Here is a 20,298-nt window from a genome sequence, read left to right on the forward strand (position 1 = left end):
TATCTAGCAAAAATCTTATAATTTACCACCAATCCTATGAACTTTTTAATAAATTGGTATATTTTTTCTCCTAGATGCCCATTATAGTACCAAACACATTGAAAGTTTATGATAGAAAGGATTGGAAAACATGAAAGTAAGACAAGATGCATGGTCAGAAGAAGATGATTTACTATTAGCAGAAACAGTTTTAAGACATATTCGAGAAGGTGGAACACAATTACAAGCCTTTGATGAGGTTGGTGACGCATTAAACAGAACTTCCGCAGCATGTGGTTTCCGCTGGAATGCAGTAGTACGTGATAAATATGAAGATGCAATAAAACTAGCAAAAAAACATCGTAAAGAAAGAAAACGTCAAATGGCACAGCAAGCCAAGCCGTCTGCAAGCTATACGGCTGTACCAAAAGCAATATATCAAGCACAACCACAATCTCAGCCTACTCTATCACATGATAATAATAGGATTCGTGGTGCTGTAGAACAAGAGATTTCAATCAACGATGTCATTCAATTTTTACAAGGATTAAGTGGAAAAGGACAGAAAGAATCTTTATTAATGCAAGAAAATGAAGCATTAAAACAAGAGAACAATAGTCTTTCCAAAAAAGTGAGAGAACTTGAAGATCAACTGATTGAGCTAAAAGAAGAACATCAAGTAATCGAAGAAGACTATCAATCCATTATTCAAATTATGAATCGTGCTCGTAGAATGGCACTTTTAGAAGAAGAAGCCGACGATCGTCATGCTCCAGCATTTAAAATGGATAAAAACGGAAATCTAGAGAAAATTGCTAAATAAAAAAAGGCGCCCTAAAAGATTAATTCCTTTTGGGGCCTTTTATTATATTTTTCTCTATGAATTACGTAAATTCTAGATCTTTGATAGATTTCTCTGGAATATTACTCTGAAAACCAGTTCGCCCTGGTGATGAAATCATTAGGGGTAAAACAATTACTCATCTTCTATCACTAGATAGGTTACTTGAATAGGTCCATGAACACCGACTACTAATCGCAACTCAATGTCTGCAGAATTACTTGGACCTGAAATAAAATTAACACAGGACGGCATTCTCCCGTTTTCTTTCGCCATTTCATGTATTTTCTCCGTTGCTTGTGTCATCCGAGGAACAAGTGTGCTTTTGGGAATAATTGCTAAGTACGTACGTGGAAGTAGACTAACAGATCTCCCTTTTCCTTCACCACTAAATAAAACAACCGTACCTGACTCAGCTAACGTAATATCAGAGAATGTGATACCTATATTGGCTTTTTCCGCTTTTTTGATATTATGGTCACCTAATTCTGATTTCCAAACGTGAACATCCACACCATTGTCTGATTGTTCCTGTAATGCTTCACTTAAACCGAATGTAGAGAATCTCTCATCATCCCATGTTACGATCGATTCTCCCCCTAGATCCTTGATTGCTTCATGAAAGGATTCTTTCAATGTCTCTCTTTTTGTCACAACAACACTAGTATGAATATTTTTACAATGGTTTGTGAATTCATCTAGTAATTGATCTTGTGTATAATCTTTAAAAACTTCGTATTGAGGAAGTTTCTTCCATTCAGGTAATGTAACTGGCTCCGTTCTCCGCTTTCTACCTAACTGATCGGCAATACGATTTAAGAATTTGTCTTTGTTATATATTGTTGTCAAGATTCATCACCTTCTTTATTGCTGTTACGTTTATCAAACCATTCTCGAAAGCTATCTCCCGTTCTAGTAGGCAAATCTCGTATGCCAGTCCAAAGCTTAACTGGTCCTGGTCCACTTCCTTCTCCGCCTTTTGCGATGGAATTAATCATAGACGGTGCTGCTTTCGTACCTATAGAATAAAGACTAGGATTACTCATACCAAAGGCAAAGCCCTTCATTGCTAGTTTTTCTCCAAAACTTGTTTTCCCTTCTTGTTCCACAATCACTCTTCGATGCTCAACAAGAAGTTCATGTAATGGAATTTTTACTGGACATGCATCTGTACATGCTGCGCATAGAGAAGATGCATAAGGAAGTTCCTTGTAATCATCATATCCCTCTAACAAAGGTGTTAGGACGGCCCCAATTGGTCCTGGATAGATTGATCCATAAGAATGACCACCAACATGTCGATACACTGGGCAAACATTAATACATGCTGCACATCGTATACACTGTAAAGCTGACTGAAACTTTGTTCCTAATATTTTCGATCTTCCATTATCAACGATAACGACATGAAATTCCTCAGGGCCATCCACATCCCCTTCTTCTTTCGTTGCCGTTAAACCAGTAATATAGCTTGTTAATTTTTGCCCAACTGCACTTCTACAGAGCATGGTTACTAGTATATCTAATTCTTTCCACGTAGGAACAATTCGTTCCATTCCCATAACAGTAATCTGTGTTTTGGGTAACGAGGTTGCTAATCTTGCATTTCCTTCATTTGTAACTAATGAGATAGAACCAGATTCTGCAACAGCAAAGTTACATCCAGTAATCCCAACTTCTGCCTCTAAGAAATCTGGACGAAGCTGTTCTCTTGCAAATTGAGCTAACTCATTTGGATCAGCAGATTTAGAATACTTTCTTTTTTCTACAAATGTATCCCGAATTTGTTCTTTGTTTTTGTGAAGTGCTGGTACAACAATATGAGACGGTGGATCATGATCATCTAATTGAAGAATCCATTCTCCTAAATCAGACTCAATCACCGTACATCCTATGGATTCAAGTGCCTCATTCATACTAATTTCTTCCGTTACCATAGACTTAGATTTAATAATCTTTTTTGCCTTCTTTTTATGAACGACAGATTTAATATATTCATTTGCTTCTGCAGCATCCTCTGCAAAGAATACATGTCCACCTTGCTTCGCGACATTTTCAACAAACTGATCCAAATAATAATCTAAGTTTTCTAGTGTATGCTGGCGAATTTCTTCGGAGAGTTCTCTCCATTCTTCCCAGTTTCCAAGTTCCTCTGTCGTTTGCGTTTTCCGCCCTTCTAGACGTCCTTGTGCTTCTACAACAGCTTTACGCATAAATGAATTATTAATTCCTTTATCTACTCGCTCAAAAAATTTATCTTCACTTATTTTAATACTCACAATCTCACCCCACTCACAGTTTACTATTTAAAACATCCGCAATGTGCATCACTTTAATTGGCTTTCCTTTCCGGTCAATTCTACCGCCAATATTCATCAAACAGCCTAAGTCTGCACCAATTAATACCTCTGCTTTCGTTTCCTCAATATGCTGTACCTTTTCATCCACCATCTGTTCTGATATTGGCATCATTTTTACCGAAAACGTACCACCAAATCCACAGCATTGCTGTTTATTAGGAAGCTCTGTAAATGTTAATCCTTTCACATTTTTTAAAAGTTTCATCGGTGCTTCTTGCACACCTAATAATCGAGTCATATGACAGGAAGTATGATAGGTAACGTTTCCATAAAATTCTGCACCTACATCTTCTATTTTTAATACGTCGACAATAAATTGAGTTAGCTCATAAGATTTATTTGCCAATGCCTTCGCTTTATCAAGCCAAACTTGGTCATCTTCAAATAACTTTTCATATTCATGGAGCATGGTTGTACAGGATCCTGAAGGAGACACCACGTATTCTGCATGTTCAAATGTAGTAATCATATGTTTCGCAACATCTTTTGCTTCTCGATGAAAACCACTATTAAACGCTGGTTGCCCACAGCATGTTTGTTTTTTTGGAAAATCTACTTCACAACCTAGTCTTTCTAGTATTTCCACTGTACTACGCCCAACTGAAGCAGGATATACCACATCAGCCAGACAAGTTAAAAACAAGGAAACTTTCATAACAAATCCTCCTAAATTACATGATAAACATGACTATTACTATATTTCTTAATCTACAAATTAAACTTTCTATTATAAAAAACTATATAATACATCATAACATTGAATGCCTATTCTGTATCACCCCTTTTTTGAAAAAATTTTTGTTATTTTTTGTTTACTATTGATTAGTACCGTTTTATGTTTATTTTCCAACACAATTGATACATAAACTGGATATTTCATCATTTGGCCTTTCATAACGACAATTTTTTCCTCTTCACGCTGCTTTTTGTCCTTATGAATCTTTCACCTATACAACTAACAAAATAATTACATACCAAAAAACTAGTTGCACTTCCATGCAACTAGTTCTCTAAGTCTAACTTCGTATTCGTGATATTTCAATTCCATCAAGTAGGCTTGTTATTACATGACCTGCCATAATTAATCCAGATACGGAAGGTACAAATGCATTCGAAGATGGTGGCATTTTTGCTTTTCTGATTTTTCCTTCTTGTTGTTGTTTAGAAACTATTTCTTCGCGTATTTCTTCTCTAATTTGAATTGGCTTCTCATCAGAGAACACAACTTTAATGCCTTTTCTAATCCCCTCTTTTCTCAGTTTTGTACGAATTACTTTTGCTAATGGATCATACGAAGTTTCTGAAATATCAACAATTCGTAAACGAGTTGGATCCATTTTGTTTGCAACACCCATGCTTGAGATAATTGGGATGTTTCGTTGTAAGCATTCTTTCATAAGATGAATTTTGTAACTAATCGTATCAGATGCATCAACAACAAAATCTAAACCATATTCAAAAAACTGTTCGTATGTTTCTTCTGTATAAAACATTTTTAATGCAATCACTTCACATTCAGGATTAATATCTGCAATTCTTGCCTTCATTAAATCTACTTTTGGTTGTCCAACTGTAGATAACAAAGCATGCACTTGACGATTAACATTCGTAATATCAACATCATCTTTATCGACAAGAATTAGACGGCCCACTCCTGAACGAGCTAATGCTTCTGCTGAAAAGGAACCAACTCCGCCGATTCCTAAAACTGCAACGGTACTATTTTTTAAACGATCAAGTCCATCTTTTCCGATCGCTAATTCATTTCTTGAAAACTGATGTAACATGGTAGTCTCCTTCCACTAAGCCAAAGTAATTTATCCCTTGAAAAATATAACACAGCTATGTATATTAGCAAAGTCGAAATAACTTTATTGAATAAATCATATATTATTCAGTTTCTCCTTATTTCTTATTGATTATAATGAAAAAAACACAAAAAAACACCATGCAATAATTGGTGTTTACTACTAAAATAAGAGTCCCATCGGTGCCGTTGTCTTCCTTGCTTTGAACCTGCTCTCGCAGGTGGGTGCCCTGTTCAAAAATTTTAGCTTCCAGTACCTATGTATGAAGGTCAGGCATGCTAGCATTTTCGAAACGGAAGCTCCCGTATAAAAAGTGTTGGCTCAAAACGTAGAGTTTATGACGTACACCACAGGACTCTTTTATAACTTTATACACTTATTTTATAAAAAATAAGTACTAAAAACAATGACTATTGTATGGAAATTTTATGACAATTTCATTACAATTGTAAACGATTTCATCTATTTTATATAATACCCTTGTAAAATTAATTTAAACATTAATTGTTTATTATATGTTTTTTTCCACTCTTCTTTTTATATGGTTGGTTAATAAAAAGATTGCCATTTTAATTAAAAACAATGGTCATAACTATATACCACTTCATTGTGTAATGAATCCATACCAAATTTGGTTATGTGAATAGGATGTACAAAGAAAAGTTCGTACCAAGGGTGAAGAAAATGGATTATCAAGAAAATGATATTGCTCATAAAATTGCATACGGAGTTTGGATTCAAGCAATCGGACAATTTATTGAAGCTATCTATGTGTCAAAGTTATTTACAGTTCAAACACAAAAAGGAAAAGAAGATTTAACAAATGAAGAGAAAATTCTTTTTGGTGTTTGGATTCAAGCAATCGGTCAATTACAAGAAGCAGTAGGGGTAACACAACAACTGTCAGCTAGTAGTGAACCAGAAATAAGAAGAGCAGAAGAATTAACCGTAACAGGGAATTGGTTACAAGGTGTTGGTTCTACGTTAGAAGCGTATGGTGGAACGAAGGAAATAATCGAACGAAGGTTGGGAGTATCCCCCCCTGATTATGTAATACCTTAGTATGAACAACAGTGGTCTTCTATGCTGTAAGTAAGTTGGAGATGAGTATATAAGGAAAGCCCTTCAATAAAAGAAGGGCTTTCCAATCTGTATTAATCTTCTTTTTTAGGTTGCGGTACCACAGCAAGGTTTAGTTCCTTTAGCTGTGCATCACTTACGCCACTTGGAGCATTCGTTAATAAGCAGCTAGCACTTGCAGTTTTAGGGAAGGCAATTGTTTCACGTAAGTTATTTCTTCCAGCTAAAATCATCACTAATCGGTCTAGTCCTAGTGCGATACCTCCATGTGGTGGTGTACCGTATTGGAATGCATCTAGTAAGAAACCAAATTGGCTTTGGGCTTCCTCTTTTGAAAAACCGAGTGCTGCAAACATTTGCTCTTGTAACTCCCTTTCATAGATACGTTGAGAACCCCCACCTAGTTCATATCCGTTTAAAACTAAGTCATACGCTTCAGCACGTACATTTTCAGGACTTGTTTCTAGCTTTTCTAAATCCTCTTTCATTGGACGAGTAAATGGATGATGCTCCGCTACATAGCGATTTTCGTCTTCATCATAAGACAATAAAGGAAATTCAGTTACCCACAAGAAATTAAACTGGTTATGGTCAACAAGGTTTAAATCTTTAGCAAATTTTATTCTTAATGCCCCTAAAGCGTCCCATGCTACTTTTTGTTTGTCTGCTACAAAGAAGAGAACATCCCCTGCTTCTGCTTCAAATACATTACACAGAGAAGCTGCTTCTGTTTCGTTAAAGAACTTTGCAATTGGACCTTTAAGTGTAGAACCTTCTTCTACTTTTAACCATGCTAATCCCTTGGCTCCGTATACTTCTACAAACGTACCTAACCCATCTAAATCCTTACGAGAATAGTCGTCCGCCACACCTTTTACACAGATACCTTTTACAACGCCACCATTTTTCACCGTGTTGGCAAACACTTTAAAGTCACTGTCTTGAACCGATTCAGAGATGTCTACTAACTCCATCCCATATCGAATATCTGGTTTATCTGAACCAAATCGATTCATTGCATCCTGATATGTAAGGCGTGGGAATGGTCTAGGAATTTCAACACCTTTTACTTCTTTCAACAACTTTACCATCATCTCTTCCATCATAGACAAAAGATCTTCTTTTCCTAAGAAGGACGCTTCAATATCTACTTGAGTAAATTCTGGTTGTCGGTCTGCACGTAAATCTTCATCACGGAAGCAACGAGCAATTTGGTAATAACGCTCAAAACCAGAAACCATTAATAGCTGTTTAAAAAGCTGAGGTGATTGTGGTAAAGCATAAAACTCTCCATGATGTACTCGGGAAGGAACTAAATAGTCACGTGCTCCTTCTGGTGTACTTTTTGTCAGCATTGGAGTCTCAATATCCATGAATTGATGCTGATCTAAAAAATTTCGAATAAATTGTGTTGTACGATGTCGTAATTGCATCGTTTCAAACATTTTTGGTCTTCGTAAATCTAAGTAGCGATATTTTAAACGAACGTCTTCCGATACTTCTACGTCGTCCTCTATCATAAATGGCAACCCTTTAGAAGCATTGAGAATCGTTATTTCATCCACAATTACCTCAATTTTTCCTGTGGCAATCTTATCGTTCACATTTTCTTCGTCTCGGGCAACAACGGTTCCACATACATCAACTACATACTCATTACGCACCTTCTCTGCAACAGTCAATGCATCAGGGTTGTTCTCACCGTTGAAAACTATCTGAACGTGTCCTGAACGGTCACGAAGGTCGATAAAAATTACTTGACCTAAATCACGACGCTTTTTTACCCACCCTTGTAGACAAACTCTTTCGCCAATTAAATGCTCTAATACTTCTCCACACACATGCGTTCTACTACTCACTTTCATTCCCCTTCCTACTTCTCTTCCAATTTTGTTTTTATATATTTTGCTATGTCTTGTATTTGCACAACTTCCTGATTACCTGTTTCAAGCTCTTTCACTTGTACTGATTGTTTCGAAAGCTCTTCTTCTCCTAAAACAACTGCAAACGTTGCTTGTAATCTATCTGCTGCCTTAAACTGCGCCTTCATTTTTTTATTTAAATAGTCTGTTTCTACAGAAAGTCCACTACCTCGCAACATATGAACAAGCTTTGGCGCTTCTTTTTTCGGTTCATCTCCCATTACAACTACATAGGCATCTAACTCATCATTCACAGGAAGTTCAATCCCTTGTGCTTCTAATGCCATGAGAGCACGTTCAATACTAAGTCCAAACCCGATTCCTGGAGTTGTTGGTCCACCGATCTCTTCCACTAAACCATTGTATCGCCCACCACCACTTAACGTAGTGATTGCACCAAATCCATCTCCATCGATCATGATTTCAAAAGCGGTGTTATTATAATAATCAAGACCTCTTACGAGAGTCGGATCAACTTCATATGGGATGTCCATTGACTCTAAATAGTTCTTTACCATTTTAAAATACTCTCTTGATGACTCATTTAAATATTCTAATATAGATGGTGCTGTGCCCATTAATTCGTGATCTCGATCCTTTTTACAATCTAAAATTCGTAGTGGATTTTTCTCTAATCTACTTTGACAGTCAGAGCAAAATTCCTCAATTCTCGGTTGGAAGTGCTTCATAAGCGCATCTCTGTGATTATTTCTACTATCCTTATCTCCTAAGCTATTAACAACTAGCTTGAGATTTTTCAATCCTAATTCAGAGTAGAAATCCATTGCTAAGCCAATTACTTCAGCATCGATAGCTGGATCATCACTTCCCATAGCTTCCACACCAAATTGTACAAACTGGCGCATCCTTCCTGATTGTGGACGCTCATATCGGAACATTGGACCAATATAATATAGCTTCACTGGTTGATTTGGAAGACCATGCATTTTGTTTTCCACATAGGATCGAGCTACTGATGCCGTTCCTTCAGGTCTTAGTGTTAAGCTTCTTCCCCCACGATCTTCAAACGTATACATCTCTTTTTGTACGATGTCAGTTGTATCCCCTACACTTCTTGTAAACAGCTCTGTTTGTTCAAACATAGGCGTACGAATTTCTTTATAGTTATATCTGCGGCACAAGTTATGAGCAACCTGCTCTATATATTGCCATTTAGGTGACTGCTCTGGCAAAATGTCTTGTGTTCCTCTTGGAATTTTAAAATTCATTTCTTTTCTCCTCCTAAAAATTTTTTAATATGTATTTGTCTCCCCCTGAAAATACGCGTGAAACTATCTAGTTTTAACATAGCCCCCTCCACGACTACGTCGCTACAGGATCTCGCCTCTACTCTACTTCCCACGGAGTTCGTGGACTTGCGCTCATTCCATAGAGAATGAATGGTACTAAAATACTTCTTAACGTATTTTCATCCACCATGATGCATATGTTCAATGCATGTGGTGTCTAATCCTGAAAACACAAAAAACTCCCGCCCCTGAACAATGTCAGGGACGAGAGTTTGAATCCCGTGGTACCACCCTAGTTGGAGCATAATTATGCCCCCGCTTTATCATGTAACGCCTGATACGACGATTTCTCCTACTAAATGAGATTTTTCAGAGAAATACCTAAGGAGTGTTCATTCATGAAGTTTCATGTAGAAGTGCTTACAGCCATTGGCACTTCCTCTCTGTTCACGATATACCTTCACTACTATTCTCCCTCACCGGTGCTTTGAACAATATAATTTTTTATTATCATAAGCATTGTAACATTATATGTCAACGGTATTTTAATAAAATCTCAAATTAATTCCGTTCTATACGATTTTTCAGTGATTTTACTTCACGTAAGGATAAACCAAATTCTGAAGCTATTTCATAATTATCTGCATGTTGCTCAATCTCTGTAAATCTGTGTAGATTAACCCCTAGAAGTCTTGAATTGGGATTTGTAAAACGTTCATGTTGATGACCTGATCTCATGCTGCATCCCTCCACTTTTTCTTACAGTTTGACCAAAAAAGTGGAATCTTACTCATACATCTAGTACTTTTTAACATACAAACGAAAAATTCTATCTGTATCTCTATTTACTCTCTAAAATTAACGTTACAGGTCCGTGATTCGTAAACGAAACATCCATCATTTTTCCGAATGATCCTGTCTCTACTAGTAAACCTAGATCCCGTAACTTGCTATTAAATAAGTCATAGAGCTCTAACGCATATTCCGGTTTGGCAGCTGCCATAAAATTAGGTCTTCTTCCTTTACGACAATCTCCGTATAATGTGAATTGAGAGATAGAAAGAACCTGTCCATCTACATCTTTAACTGATAAATTCAACTTTTCATTATCATCTTCAAAAATACGTAAATTCGCAATTTTATCCGCTAAGAAAGTAACATCTTCTTCTTTATCCTCATGGGTAATGCCGACTAGTAAGACTAGTCCATGATCTATCTTCCCAACAATTTTATCTTCCACAACTACTTGTGCTTGTAGAGAACGTTGTACAACAACCCGCATCCAATCACTCTTTCTTCCTTGCTCTTCGTTAATGCATTATCCGTCGTACGGAATATATATCAGATATTTGTTTTACTCGATCTACAACTTTTTGTAAATGCGTTATGTTCTGAATGGAAATGGTCATATTTATTGTCGCCATTTTATTTTTATCGGATCGACCTGAAACAGCATTAATATTTGTCTTTGTTTCTGCCACTGCTTGAAGAACTTCATTTAATAACCCTCTACGGTCATACCCTGAAATTTCAATGTCAACATTGTAATTTTTGGAATGTTGTAAGTCGCCTTCCCATTCCACAGGAAGAAGACGAGTTTGTGCTTCATCCGTATTAATGTTTGGACAGTCACTTCGATGAATAGAAACTCCGCGCCCCTTTGTGATATAACCTACTATATCATCACCTGGTACAGGATTACAGCAACGTGATAAACGAATTAAAAGGTTATCAATACCTTTTACACGAACACCAACACTACCTTTTTTCGTTCTCTCGTATGGCTTTAGCTCTCCCACTGCATCCGTTACAGAAAGGCTTACCTGTTCTTCATCCTGTTGTTTTCGGATGTTATCTGTAAGTCGGGTCACGATTTGAGCTGCAGTTATTCCACCATATCCAACAGCAGCATACATGTCTTCCTCAGCTGTAAAATTAAATTTCTTAGCTACCCTTTCAATATTTTCTGCTATTAATACTTCTTTAATAGAAAAGCCTTTTCGTTCAATTTCCTTCTCTACTAATTCTTGCCCTTTTTCTACGTGTTCTTCTCTTCGTTCTTTTTTAAACCATTGACGAATTTTATTCTTAGCATGAGAGCTTTGAGTAACCTTTAACCAATCTTGACTAGGTCCATAAGAATGCTTGGAAGTAAGCACCTCTACAATATCACCTGTTTCTAGCGTATGGTCTAGTGGCACCATCTTACCATTGATCTTTGCACCAATACAGCGATTCCCAATTTCTGTATGAATTCGGTAAGCAAAATCTAATGGAACAGAGCCTTTCGGTAATTCTATTACATCTCCTTTTGGTGTGAAAACAAATACCATATCAGAGAACAAATCAATTTTTAGTGATTCCATAAATTCTTGAGCATCGTTCGTGTCATTTTGCCATTCAAGAATTTCTCTAAACCAAGACATTTTCGTTTCTAGTGACTCAGAGTTCTTTACTGTTCGTCCTTCTTTATACGCCCAGTGAGCAGCAACCCCAAATTCAGCTATTTTATGCATATCTTCGGAACGTATTTGCACCTCTAGAGGATCGCCCTTTGGACCTATAACGGTAGTGTGTAACGATTGGTACATGTTTGCCTTTGGCATGGCGATATAATCCTTAAATCGACCAGGCATCGGTTTCCAATGAGTATGAATAATCCCTAACACTGCATAACAGTCTTTTATGCTATCGACAATAATACGAACAGCTAGCAGATCATAAATTTCATTGAATTGTTTATTTTGTAACGCCATTTTTCGGTATATGCTGTATATATGTTTTGCACGACCATTAATTTCAGCTTTTATACTTACAGATTCTAAGCGCTCGCTAATTTTGTTTTGAACTTCTTCAATATAATCTTCTCGCTCTGCTCGCTTCTTTTTCATTAAGTTTACAATGCGATAATATTGCTGAGGATTTAAATATCGTAATGCTGTATCTTCAAGCTCCCACTTTATTTTAGAAATACCTAAACGGTGAGCAAGTGGAGCAAAAATCTCCAACGTTTCATTTGCAATTCTTCGTTGTTTTTCTGGTGGAAGATGCTTTAGTGTTCTCATGTTGTGTAAACGATCGGCTAGCTTAATAAGAATTACTCGAATGTCTCTAGCCATAGCTACAAACATTTTGCGGTGATTTTCTGCTTGTTGTTCTTCTTTGGATTTGTAACGGATTTTCCCTAATTTTGTTACTCCATCTACAAGCATAGCCACTTCTTTATTAAACTGCTCTTCCAATTCTTGGAGCGTAACATCTGTATCTTCAACAACATCATGAAGAAAAGCAGCTGCAATTGTATTAGGATCCATTCCAAGATCGACTAAGATTCCTGCTACTTGTACTGGATGCCAAATATATGGCTCTCCTGACTTTCGAAATTGCTCACGATGGGCATACTCCGCCACTTCATAAGCTTTCTTTAAAAAAGCCACTTCTTTTTCTGGCAAATATTCAGCTGCTCTTTGTAAAACTTGTTCACTGTTCATGAAATCACCTTAACATCCAGTCTAAATAAATTTATTTTTATTTTACCGAAAACTAATTTTATATGGAACTAACCAAAACATAAGAAAAGCGCAAGGAATCCGCCCATCGGCGAAATGCAAATGTTCTGGACGATAAAAAGTGCTTTTTACTTTTAATCGGGCAGGTTATTTGACACGAGACGATGGCGCCTGGACCTAGACAACTTTCTAAGTCCAAAAATGTTATACTTTCTTATCTTTAAATAGAAATAAGCACCCTTGTTTGATTCATATTCGTTTTTACTTATTTATCTAGTGACAGAGAAATAAATAACATTATATTTTAAAAAATAATAATAATTTTATAATAATTTCTAACACAAAAATTTTGTCGAATACCTATATAAAAAAATGGGCCTCTTCCGTAGAAAAGACTTTCATCTAGAATAACATATTTTTATTAAAAACATAATGGAAATAGTATATTATACAATAAAATCTTTCACAATTATCTTTATTTTCGAAGTTTAACTTAAAATAGGTAAATAATTCCATACAAGTTCACCATTTACGGTCTTCGATGTCGTTAAAACTACCTAGAAAATAAAAACTATGAACGACCGACTAGCGAAAATTTTTATAAAGTTAAAAAAAGAGAGTGCCCATGACACTCCCTTTGAAGATTAATACGTCATTAAGGAAAACACATCATATTTATCTAATTTTTTTCTACCATCTAAATAACTGAGCTCAATTAGGAACGCTATACCAGCAACAATTCCTCCAAGGGATTCTACCATTTTTATTGTCGCTTCAATCGTTCCCCCTGTTGCCAATAAATCGTCTGTAATGAGTACCTTTTGTCCAGGCTTAATAGAATCTTTATGTAAATTCAAAGAATCCTTGCCATATTCTAAGCCGTAATCTACTTCAATAACCTCTCTTGGGAGCTTTCCTGCTTTTCTTACAGGAACGAAGCCTACCTCAAGTGCATAGGCGACTGGGCATCCTACAACAAAGCCTCTTGCTTCTGGTCCTACTACTACATCAATATCCTTATCTTTCGCATAAGATACCATTTCATTAATTGCGTTTTTGTAAGCTGTTCCATCTTCCATTAAAGTAGTAATATCTTTGAAACGAATACCTTCTTTTGGAAAATCTTCTACTACAGTAATATACTCTTTAAAATCCATGTGATTTCCTCCCACTTCTACCTTCGTCATTTTCCACTCTACTTATACACAGAAAAGCGCAAGGCGCCCCAATTCCGCCTAAAAACACTATTGCTTTTCTTCCTGCACAACTGACTGAGAGTGAAAAATGAAAGTAAGTCCAAGTTACATTGTTAACTATGGGTTAGTACTCTTTCCCCTAAAAATGAATGAAACAACTTTTTCAATTCATTGGAGGAGGAGTAGAATAGTTCATTTTCAATTTCACTCTGTTCGATGCGTTGTCGATAAGTGAATGATTCTGTTAGATCTTTTTTCGATGGGTTGTCCACTACCGTAACAAGCCCATTGTTTATTTTAACAAAATCTAAATCAAAAAACACCTGACAAATGAAATGTACAGCACTTATTGGCCATCCTTTATATTTTGCTAAATCATTACCATTTTTATTTAGATCAAAAGTCTTTCGTTTCATCATAAATGCATAGAACCATTTAAAGTGGTCTCTTGTAGGTTGCATTTCAAAGAAATGGTCCTTTTCCTGAATAAACACACTGTAAATTCTTCGAGGCTGAATATCCTTTGTAAACAATTGCTTTAATTGATCCATGGACTCTGGTAAGTCCACACAAACAATATGTTTATTTTTCAATACATCAACAGGAGTTATATCAAGATCTTGATACGTCATAACCTTCCATTCTTTCGGTAAAGATGGAACAATATTTTTAGATTGTTCTCTAAAAACAATAGCGACTACTCCTTCAGCAGGGGCATTCACCTTTCTCCACGGCTCTTTTTCACCTCGAAGATCAAACAATTGCCACTCATCAACTTTTATATCTTCAATAATGATTTGTGGCTTCACATGGCCATTCCATTCGTTTACAGACAATTGCCCTACAACGGATACATTTGCTGATAAAGATAGCTCATCAAGAATATTTCCTATTCTAAATCCAATTCCGTCTAAAACTGCATCATTTTGTTTTAACGATAATTTAAGATGGTCTTCCTTTGAACCTATTTTTTTAGCTTGCCCCAGTTCTACTTTCTCTAGTAGTACTTTTGGTGCAGGATTTCCAACTCCAAACGGTGCTAAATGGTATAAGTCTTGAATTGCTTCCACTGTAACTTCTTCTATACTAACTGGTAAGTCAATAGCTAACGACCGCTCCCAATCTTCAGGTGCAACCGAGCTGCTGGCAATATCATTTAATTTTTCCTGCAGTAAATCAATATGCTCCATTTTCATCGTTAAACCAGCTGCCATTGGATGTCCACCAAAATGCGGTAGCCACTCTCGACATTGAGATAAAGATTGGAACATATCAAATCCTGTAATGCTACGAGCGGAGCCTTTCGCAAGACCCGTTTCCGAATTTAAACTTAACACAATGGTAGGCCGATAGAACTTTTCTACAAGTCTACTAGCTACAATTCCAATAACTCCAGCATTCCAACCTTCTTGGCCCACAATTAGCACAGGGGGAAGTGTTTCCTGCTGTAAAACCTGTTCTTCCGCTTCCTTTGCCATGTCATTTACAATCTGCTGTCGTTCTTTATTTAAATCATCTATCATAATGGCTAATTCATAAGCCTCTATATCGTCTTCACTGATTAATAATTGTATTGCTGGTTCTGCAGAATCTAATCTCCCAGCTGCATTTAAACGAGGTCCAATCATAAAACCAATTTGCTCTTCTGTCATTTCCTGAGCATTAATTCCACATTGTTCCATAAGTGCTTTGATTCCAGGACGTTGTTCTCGTGATAACGATTTAACACCTGCTAAGGCTAAATACCGATTTTCTCCTGTTAGAGGTACTAAATCTGCAATGGTTCCCATTGCAACAAGGTCTAAATACTCTTCTGGAACTCTCCCCAATAACGCGTGAGCAACTTTGAATGCCACTCCAACTCCTGCTAAATTAGGGTTAGGGTATGTGCACTCCTCTTGCTTTGGGTTAATTACTGCATAAGCATCTGGTATTGTTGGTGGTGGCTCATGGTGATCCGTAATGATTAAATCCATTCCCAATTCCTTTGCTACCTCAGCTTCATGAACAGCAGAAATCCCTGTATCTACCGTAATAATAAGCGAAACGTTTTCTTCTTTTGCATGACGAAAAGCTTGTTCATTTGGTCCATAACCTTCTGTAAAACGATTTGGAACATAGAAGCCTACATTTGCACCTAACTGTTTTAATGTTAAGTACAGTAGTGATGTACTCGTAACTCCATCGGCATCGTAGTCCCCGAACACAAGGATATTTTCCCCTGCATCAATTCCTGCTTTTATGCGAACAATCGCTTTTTCCATATCCTTTAGCAACGTAGGCTCATGAATAGCTGTTGCATCGATATGTAGAAATTTGTTCGCCTTCTCAATATCCGTAAAACCTCGTTGTACTAGAAAACGTGCAGCAATAGTCGAAACATTTAACTCTTTCGACAAGTGCCTGACAATACCTTCATCCGCTTTTGTAACCTTCCAACGTGCTTTCGCTTTTAACATAAAAAAACCACCCCTGACCAAGTAATTATACAAAAGGTCCAATAGGGTGGCAATGATTCTTCATCAATTTCCATAATTGACATAATGACTATTTCACTTTAGGTTCTTCTTGTTTCTTCTCTTTTTTACCTTGATTCCCTTTTCCGTTTGGGCTTATAGGGTCCTCGTTTACTTTTTTACGTAATAGCTTAATTTCCTGTTGGAGTTGATAAAGCTTAAACATCCCCACACTCCCAACAATAAGCCCCCCCATCAAAACGGATACTAATATTACTAAAACTAGAGGCCATTCATTCTGTCCTACAAGGTAGTTTACTTCAACAGGCTCCACGTTGATAACAGCAAAGATAGCTATTATTATTGCTACAAGTATTCCTACAATTAATGTCCATTGCCCTCTCATTATTTCTCACTCCCCTGTTCATTAGAATAAGGATTAATATGAATACGGACATCTTGAACGTAATTATCTTCCATTAGTTTTTCTTTCACCTTTTTCCCGATCGCATGACCTTCCTCCACCGTGATAGATGGATTCACTGATATTTTAAGATCAACTATGACATAATGACCGTGTTCTCGTGCAAGTAACTCGTCCACTTGAAGGACTCCTTCCACATTTTGTGCAGCCAGAAGCATTTCTTCTGTATCCTCTTTATGTAATACATGATCAAGTGTATTATGAATTGCCTCGCTACCTAACTTCCAAGCCATTTTACCGATTAATATTGCTACGAAAAAACTTGCTACTGGATCTGCAAAAACGAGCCATGAAATTCCAAGATAACCTCCAAAGATCGAAGCACCGATACCTAATAAGGCTGCTATAGAAGAGAAAACGTCCGATCGATGATGCCACGCATCAGTGATTAAAGCATCACTCTTATACTTCTTACCCAAATACATCTTATATCGAAACATAAGTTCTTTTGTGATAATTGAAAAAACCACCGCATAAATAGCGATTGTTCCTGGAACTACAAGAGGTTCAAAAAATGCTTTCACTGCACTGAGGGCAATCTCAAAACCAACGATAAATAACAATACCGCCACAATAATTGCTGTTACAGTTTCTGCTTTCCCGTGACCATAAGGGTGATCTTTATCTGGTGGAAGCTGAGCTGCTCGAATACCAATAAGAACCGCAACGGATCCAACAACGTCCGATGCTGAGTGAACAGCATCTGCTACTAGTGCCCTACTGTTTGCCATAATCCCAATAATTGCTTTTAAAGCTGCTAAAAGAATATTACCAATGATTCCTACCCAAGCACCGAACTGAACTTTTTTATAGCGCTCTTCTTGAAAATTAGCTGATTCCATAATCTCCCACCTATCGTTCCATTCAATTTGTTTACACTATAACATTATTTGTTAGTTGTAGCCCTTTTTATGAATAATCTCTTATTTTTTTTTGATAAAAAAATCTGTTGTTAACTTTCGAGATGTTCCTATTCCCACCGGAGTCGCAACCTTCCGTTTCTCCAAGCTTTTATAAAGTATCAGATTTTACGAAGCCAGCCTTGAAAAAAACAGAGGATGATGCACTGCTACAGTGCAATCATCCTCTCATTAATTTTATACTTCGCTTGTTTCTACCGCACGCTTCTTCTGGTTCTCTAATTGCTTCGCTTTTAGTACAAGCCATAATTGCGCCGCAATAAATAGAGAGGAGTATGTTCCAGCCATTAAGCCTACTACGAGTGCGAATGAAAATGGACGTAATGCTTCTCCACCAAAGACAAACAATGCACCAGCAGCAAATACAACCGTTAAAACGGTGTTAATAGATCTTGCTAATGTCTGAACTAAACTCTTATTTACAACTCTTGCAAGATCATGAATATCTTTCACACGTTTTTCTAGACTCATATTCTCTCTAATACGGTCAAAGGTTACTATCGTATCATTGATGGAGTAACCTACAATGGTTAAGACTGCTGCGATGAACGGTATGCTTACTTCAAATGGGAAGATAGTAAACACAACAAGAATAAACAACGCATCATGGAAAAGGGCAACAATTGCTGATATACCATATAAAAACTCAAAACGAATCGTTACGTAAATAATAATCCCAACTGCTGCAATTAATACGGAAATAATCGCGTTTCTTGCAAGCTCTTCCCCAACCATTGGAGTAACAGTACTTGCTGTTGGTGTATGTCCATAAACGGATTCAAAATGACTTTGGATACGCAATGTTTCCTCTTGATTTAATGCTCCAATAAAACCAACTCGCCCAATTTCATTATTATCCCCGGCGATAGTAATATCGTCGGGAGTAAGACCTATTGTTTCAAACTCCGAAGTTATCTCTTCAGCTGTTACTGCTTCATCTGATAATATATCTACTGTTGTACCACTACGGAAATCAATCCCTAGATTAAGACCAATCGTAAACAATAGAATAATACCTATTGTGAGAAGTGCCCCTGAAAAGATAAAAAATTTATTTCGATGCTTTACAAAATCCAGCTTTGTAGTCTCGTGTTCAAAGTTCACCTATTTCACTCTCCTTTACGCCAAACATTCGCGGTTTTCCGTTTAGAATACGGCTATTTACCCATAGTCCTAGCAATAAACGAGCACCAAATACTGCAGTTAAGAAACTCGTCAAAATACTAACGATTAGCATAACGGCAAACCCTTGTACTGCGCTGGTACCAAAGTAAAATAATACTGCTGCCGCTAGGATGGTTGTAATATTGGCATCAAGGATCGTAGATAGTGAACGGCGGCTCCCCGCTTTAAAGGCACTCATCATTGTTTTTCCAGAGCGCAGCTCGTCCTTAATACGTTCATACGTAATGATATTGGCATCTACTGCCATCCCTACCCCTAAAATGAGTGCTGCAATACCTGGTAATGTTAGTACTGCATTCATTAAGTTAAATACAACTAGCACGATATAAATATACACACTTAGTGTGATAACTGCGATCATACCCATGAAGCGGTAATAGAAAAGCATATAGGCAAAAATTAATGCGATCCCAACAAAACCAGCAAAGATTGCTTGCTCCATAGAACGTTCACCTAGTGATGCACCGACAGCATTAGAGTATACCTCTTCTAGTTCAACAGGTAGTGCACCGGCGTTTAAGATACCTGCTAGGTGTTGGGTTTCTTGGATGGTGAAACCTCCCTCAATCATAACGTTTGCACTATGTATAGGATTTTTTACGCGTGGATCTGAGATAATTTTTGAATCTGCCTTACCAACTTCCTCTAAATAGGAATCACCTTCTTCAAAATCTAACCAAATAGCCATAATGTTTGCTGGTGCGCCCATTTGGGAGATTTCAGTAGTAATTCGTCCAAATAGATTACCATCATTTAATGTTAATGTAACAATTGGTTGATTTGTATCAGGGTGGAAGCTTGGTCTCGCTCCCCCTTCTTTTAAGTCAGACCCGTCTAATAACACATTATCATCAATATCACGGAAAGTAAGGTGCGCCTGTGTAGACAGTATCTCCCTAGCAGTTTGTTGATCCGATACACCTGCTAATTGAACCCGAATTCTGTCATCACCTTCGATTCTTACATTTGGTTCCGAAACACCTAACACGTTAATTCTGGCATTTATCGATGCCACCGTATCACTTAATAAGTCACGAGTTACTTCTTGATCTTCGGCTAACGGTTTCACTTCATATAGAACTTCAAATCCACCTTGTAGATCTAGCCCTAAACTTATATCCTCTGCATGGTCAAGTACGTTTGTTGCAATTAGTGCTGCAAATGCTGCAACAATAATAAAGAATCCAACAATCCTACCCTTTTTGACCCCTCTCTTCTTTTTCATGAACGAATGGTCCTCCTTCGTAATCTTAAATCACTGACATTTAACTGCTTGTCCATTTTTCTTTGGATATACTGGTTTAAGGG

At 37.0% G+C, this 20,298-nt stretch carries 17 protein-coding genes, 1 other RNA gene and 1 other annotated feature; of the genes, 2 read left to right on the forward strand and 16 right to left on the reverse strand.

Going from position 1 to position 20,298, the window contains the following annotated elements; genetic code table 11:
• The first annotated feature begins 130 nt into the window (after window positions 1-130).
• Window positions 131-802: an RsfA family transcriptional regulator gene (locus ACERII_RS07675; protein ID WP_373641298.1), complete on the forward strand. Its 672-nt coding sequence runs from the start codon at window positions 131-133 to the stop codon at window positions 800-802.
• A gap of 153 nt (window positions 803-955) precedes the next feature.
• Here ACERII_RS07675 and ACERII_RS07680 read toward each other — a convergent pair whose 3' ends face one another.
• The 5 genes from ACERII_RS07680 to ssrS form a co-directional block, all read right to left on the reverse strand.
• Window positions 956-1,669, reverse strand: coding sequence for a LutC/YkgG family protein (locus ACERII_RS07680; protein ID WP_373641300.1), 714 nt, complete (start codon window positions 1,667-1,669; stop codon window positions 956-958).
• Window positions 1,666-3,099 (reverse strand): LutB/LldF family L-lactate oxidation iron-sulfur protein, encoded by a 1,434-nt coding sequence (locus tag ACERII_RS07685; RefSeq protein ID WP_373641302.1) that lies wholly within the window; start codon window positions 3,097-3,099, stop codon window positions 1,666-1,668. The genes ACERII_RS07680 and ACERII_RS07685 overlap by 4 nt, the downstream gene beginning before the upstream one ends.
• 13 nt (window positions 3,100-3,112) lie before the next feature.
• On the reverse strand, window positions 3,113-3,835 hold the full coding sequence (locus ACERII_RS07690; protein WP_373641303.1) for a (Fe-S)-binding protein: 723 nt from the start codon (window positions 3,833-3,835) through the stop codon (window positions 3,113-3,115).
• Between the two features lie 361 nt (window positions 3,836-4,196).
• A complete protein-coding gene (locus tag ACERII_RS07695; RefSeq protein ID WP_373641305.1) occupies window positions 4,197-4,967 on the reverse strand; it encodes a tRNA threonylcarbamoyladenosine dehydratase in 771 nt (256 codons plus the stop codon).
• A gap of 190 nt (window positions 4,968-5,157) precedes the next feature.
• Window positions 5,158-5,347, reverse strand: a non-coding RNA gene (gene ssrS, locus ACERII_RS07700) — 6S RNA.
• 325 nt (window positions 5,348-5,672) lie between these two features.
• Here ssrS and ACERII_RS07705 point away from each other — a divergent pair.
• Window positions 5,673-6,050 carry a DUF6944 family repetitive protein gene (locus ACERII_RS07705; RefSeq protein ID WP_373641307.1) on the forward strand — a complete coding sequence of 126 codons (378 nt, stop codon included), beginning with the start codon at window positions 5,673-5,675 and terminating at the stop codon, window positions 6,048-6,050.
• A 92-nt stretch (window positions 6,051-6,142) separates the two neighbouring features.
• Here ACERII_RS07705 and aspS read toward each other — a convergent pair whose 3' ends face one another.
• The 11 genes from aspS to secD form a co-directional block, all read right to left on the reverse strand.
• Window positions 6,143-7,927, reverse strand: a complete 1,785-nt coding sequence (aspS, locus tag ACERII_RS07710) for an aspartate--tRNA ligase (protein WP_373641309.1) — start codon at window positions 7,925-7,927, stop codon at window positions 6,143-6,145.
• A 14-nt stretch (window positions 7,928-7,941) separates the two neighbouring features.
• A complete protein-coding gene (hisS, locus tag ACERII_RS07715; protein WP_373641311.1) occupies window positions 7,942-9,219 on the reverse strand; it encodes a histidine--tRNA ligase in 1,278 nt (425 codons plus the stop codon).
• A 278-nt stretch (window positions 9,220-9,497) separates the two neighbouring features.
• Window positions 9,498-9,729 (reverse strand) — a binding site (T-box leader).
• Window positions 9,730-9,801: 72 nt separating this feature from the next.
• Window positions 9,802-9,978, reverse strand: a complete 177-nt coding sequence (locus ACERII_RS07720) for a hypothetical protein (protein WP_373641313.1) — start codon at window positions 9,976-9,978, stop codon at window positions 9,802-9,804.
• A 103-nt stretch (window positions 9,979-10,081) separates the two neighbouring features.
• A complete protein-coding gene (dtd, locus tag ACERII_RS07725) occupies window positions 10,082-10,522 on the reverse strand; it encodes a D-aminoacyl-tRNA deacylase (protein WP_373641315.1) in 441 nt (146 codons plus the stop codon).
• Between the two features lie 28 nt (window positions 10,523-10,550).
• Window positions 10,551-12,731 carry a RelA/SpoT family protein gene (locus tag ACERII_RS07730; protein WP_373641316.1) on the reverse strand — a complete coding sequence of 727 codons (2,181 nt, stop codon included), beginning with the start codon at window positions 12,729-12,731 and terminating at the stop codon, window positions 10,551-10,553.
• A gap of 662 nt (window positions 12,732-13,393) precedes the next feature.
• On the reverse strand, window positions 13,394-13,906 hold the full coding sequence (locus ACERII_RS07735; protein ID WP_373641317.1) for an adenine phosphoribosyltransferase: 513 nt from the start codon (window positions 13,904-13,906) through the stop codon (window positions 13,394-13,396).
• 152 nt (window positions 13,907-14,058) lie between these two features.
• The gene (gene recJ, locus ACERII_RS07740; protein ID WP_373641319.1) at window positions 14,059-16,404 is read right to left on the reverse strand and encodes a single-stranded-DNA-specific exonuclease RecJ; all 2,346 of its coding nucleotides are present in this window, start codon (window positions 16,402-16,404) and stop codon (window positions 14,059-14,061) included.
• 88 nt (window positions 16,405-16,492) lie between these two features.
• The gene (locus ACERII_RS07745; protein WP_373641321.1) at window positions 16,493-16,807 is read right to left on the reverse strand and encodes a lipopolysaccharide assembly protein LapA domain-containing protein; all 315 of its coding nucleotides are present in this window, start codon (window positions 16,805-16,807) and stop codon (window positions 16,493-16,495) included.
• Window positions 16,807-17,727, reverse strand: coding sequence for a cation diffusion facilitator family transporter (locus ACERII_RS07750; protein WP_373641322.1), 921 nt, complete (start codon window positions 17,725-17,727; stop codon window positions 16,807-16,809). The genes ACERII_RS07745 and ACERII_RS07750 overlap by 1 nt, the downstream gene beginning before the upstream one ends.
• Window positions 17,728-17,982: 255 nt before the next feature.
• The gene (gene secF / locus ACERII_RS07755) at window positions 17,983-18,909 is read right to left on the reverse strand and encodes a protein translocase subunit SecF (RefSeq protein WP_373641324.1); all 927 of its coding nucleotides are present in this window, start codon (window positions 18,907-18,909) and stop codon (window positions 17,983-17,985) included.
• Window positions 18,899-20,215, reverse strand: coding sequence for a protein translocase subunit SecD (secD, locus tag ACERII_RS07760; RefSeq protein ID WP_373641326.1), 1,317 nt, complete (start codon window positions 20,213-20,215; stop codon window positions 18,899-18,901). The genes secF and secD overlap by 11 nt, the downstream gene beginning before the upstream one ends.
• Between the last annotated feature and the right edge of the window lie 83 nt (window positions 20,216-20,298).

Source organism: Evansella sp. AB-rgal1, from assembly GCF_041820985.1.
In the GTDB taxonomy this organism is placed as follows: domain Bacteria; phylum Bacillota; class Bacilli; order Bacillales; family Salisediminibacteriaceae; genus Evansella.

Excerpts from the sequence above, each read along its gene's own strand:
- ACERII_RS07675 (WP_373641298.1), top strand. The coding sequence starts at position 131 with ATGAAAGTAAGACAAGATGCATGGTCAGAAGAAGATGATTTACTATTA.
- ACERII_RS07690 (WP_373641303.1), bottom strand. The coding sequence starts at position 3,835 with ATGAAAGTTTCCTTGTTTTTAACTTGTCTGGCTGATGTGGTATATCCT.
- ACERII_RS07695 (WP_373641305.1), bottom strand. The coding sequence starts at position 4,967 with ATGTTACATCAGTTTTCAAGAAATGAATTAGCGATCGGAAAAGATGGA.
- ACERII_RS07705 (WP_373641307.1), top strand. The coding sequence starts at position 5,673 with ATGGATTATCAAGAAAATGATATTGCTCATAAAATTGCATACGGAGTT.
- hisS (WP_373641311.1), bottom strand. The coding sequence starts at position 9,219 with ATGAATTTTAAAATTCCAAGAGGAACACAAGACATTTTGCCAGAGCAG.
- ACERII_RS07720 (WP_373641313.1), bottom strand. The coding sequence starts at position 9,978 with ATGAGATCAGGTCATCAACATGAACGTTTTACAAATCCCAATTCAAGA.
- dtd (WP_373641315.1), bottom strand. The coding sequence starts at position 10,522 with ATGCGGGTTGTTGTACAACGTTCTCTACAAGCACAAGTAGTTGTGGAA.
- ACERII_RS07730 (WP_373641316.1), bottom strand. The coding sequence starts at position 12,731 with ATGAACAGTGAACAAGTTTTACAAAGAGCAGCTGAATATTTGCCAGAA.
- ACERII_RS07735 (WP_373641317.1), bottom strand. The coding sequence starts at position 13,906 with ATGGATTTTAAAGAGTATATTACTGTAGTAGAAGATTTTCCAAAAGAA.
- recJ (WP_373641319.1), bottom strand. The coding sequence starts at position 16,404 with ATGTTAAAAGCGAAAGCACGTTGGAAGGTTACAAAAGCGGATGAAGGT.
- ACERII_RS07745 (WP_373641321.1), bottom strand. The coding sequence starts at position 16,807 with ATGAGAGGGCAATGGACATTAATTGTAGGAATACTTGTAGCAATAATA.
- ACERII_RS07750 (WP_373641322.1), bottom strand. The coding sequence starts at position 17,727 with ATGGAATCAGCTAATTTTCAAGAAGAGCGCTATAAAAAAGTTCAGTTC.
- secD (WP_373641326.1), bottom strand. The coding sequence starts at position 20,215 with ATGAAAAAGAAGAGAGGGGTCAAAAAGGGTAGGATTGTTGGATTCTTT.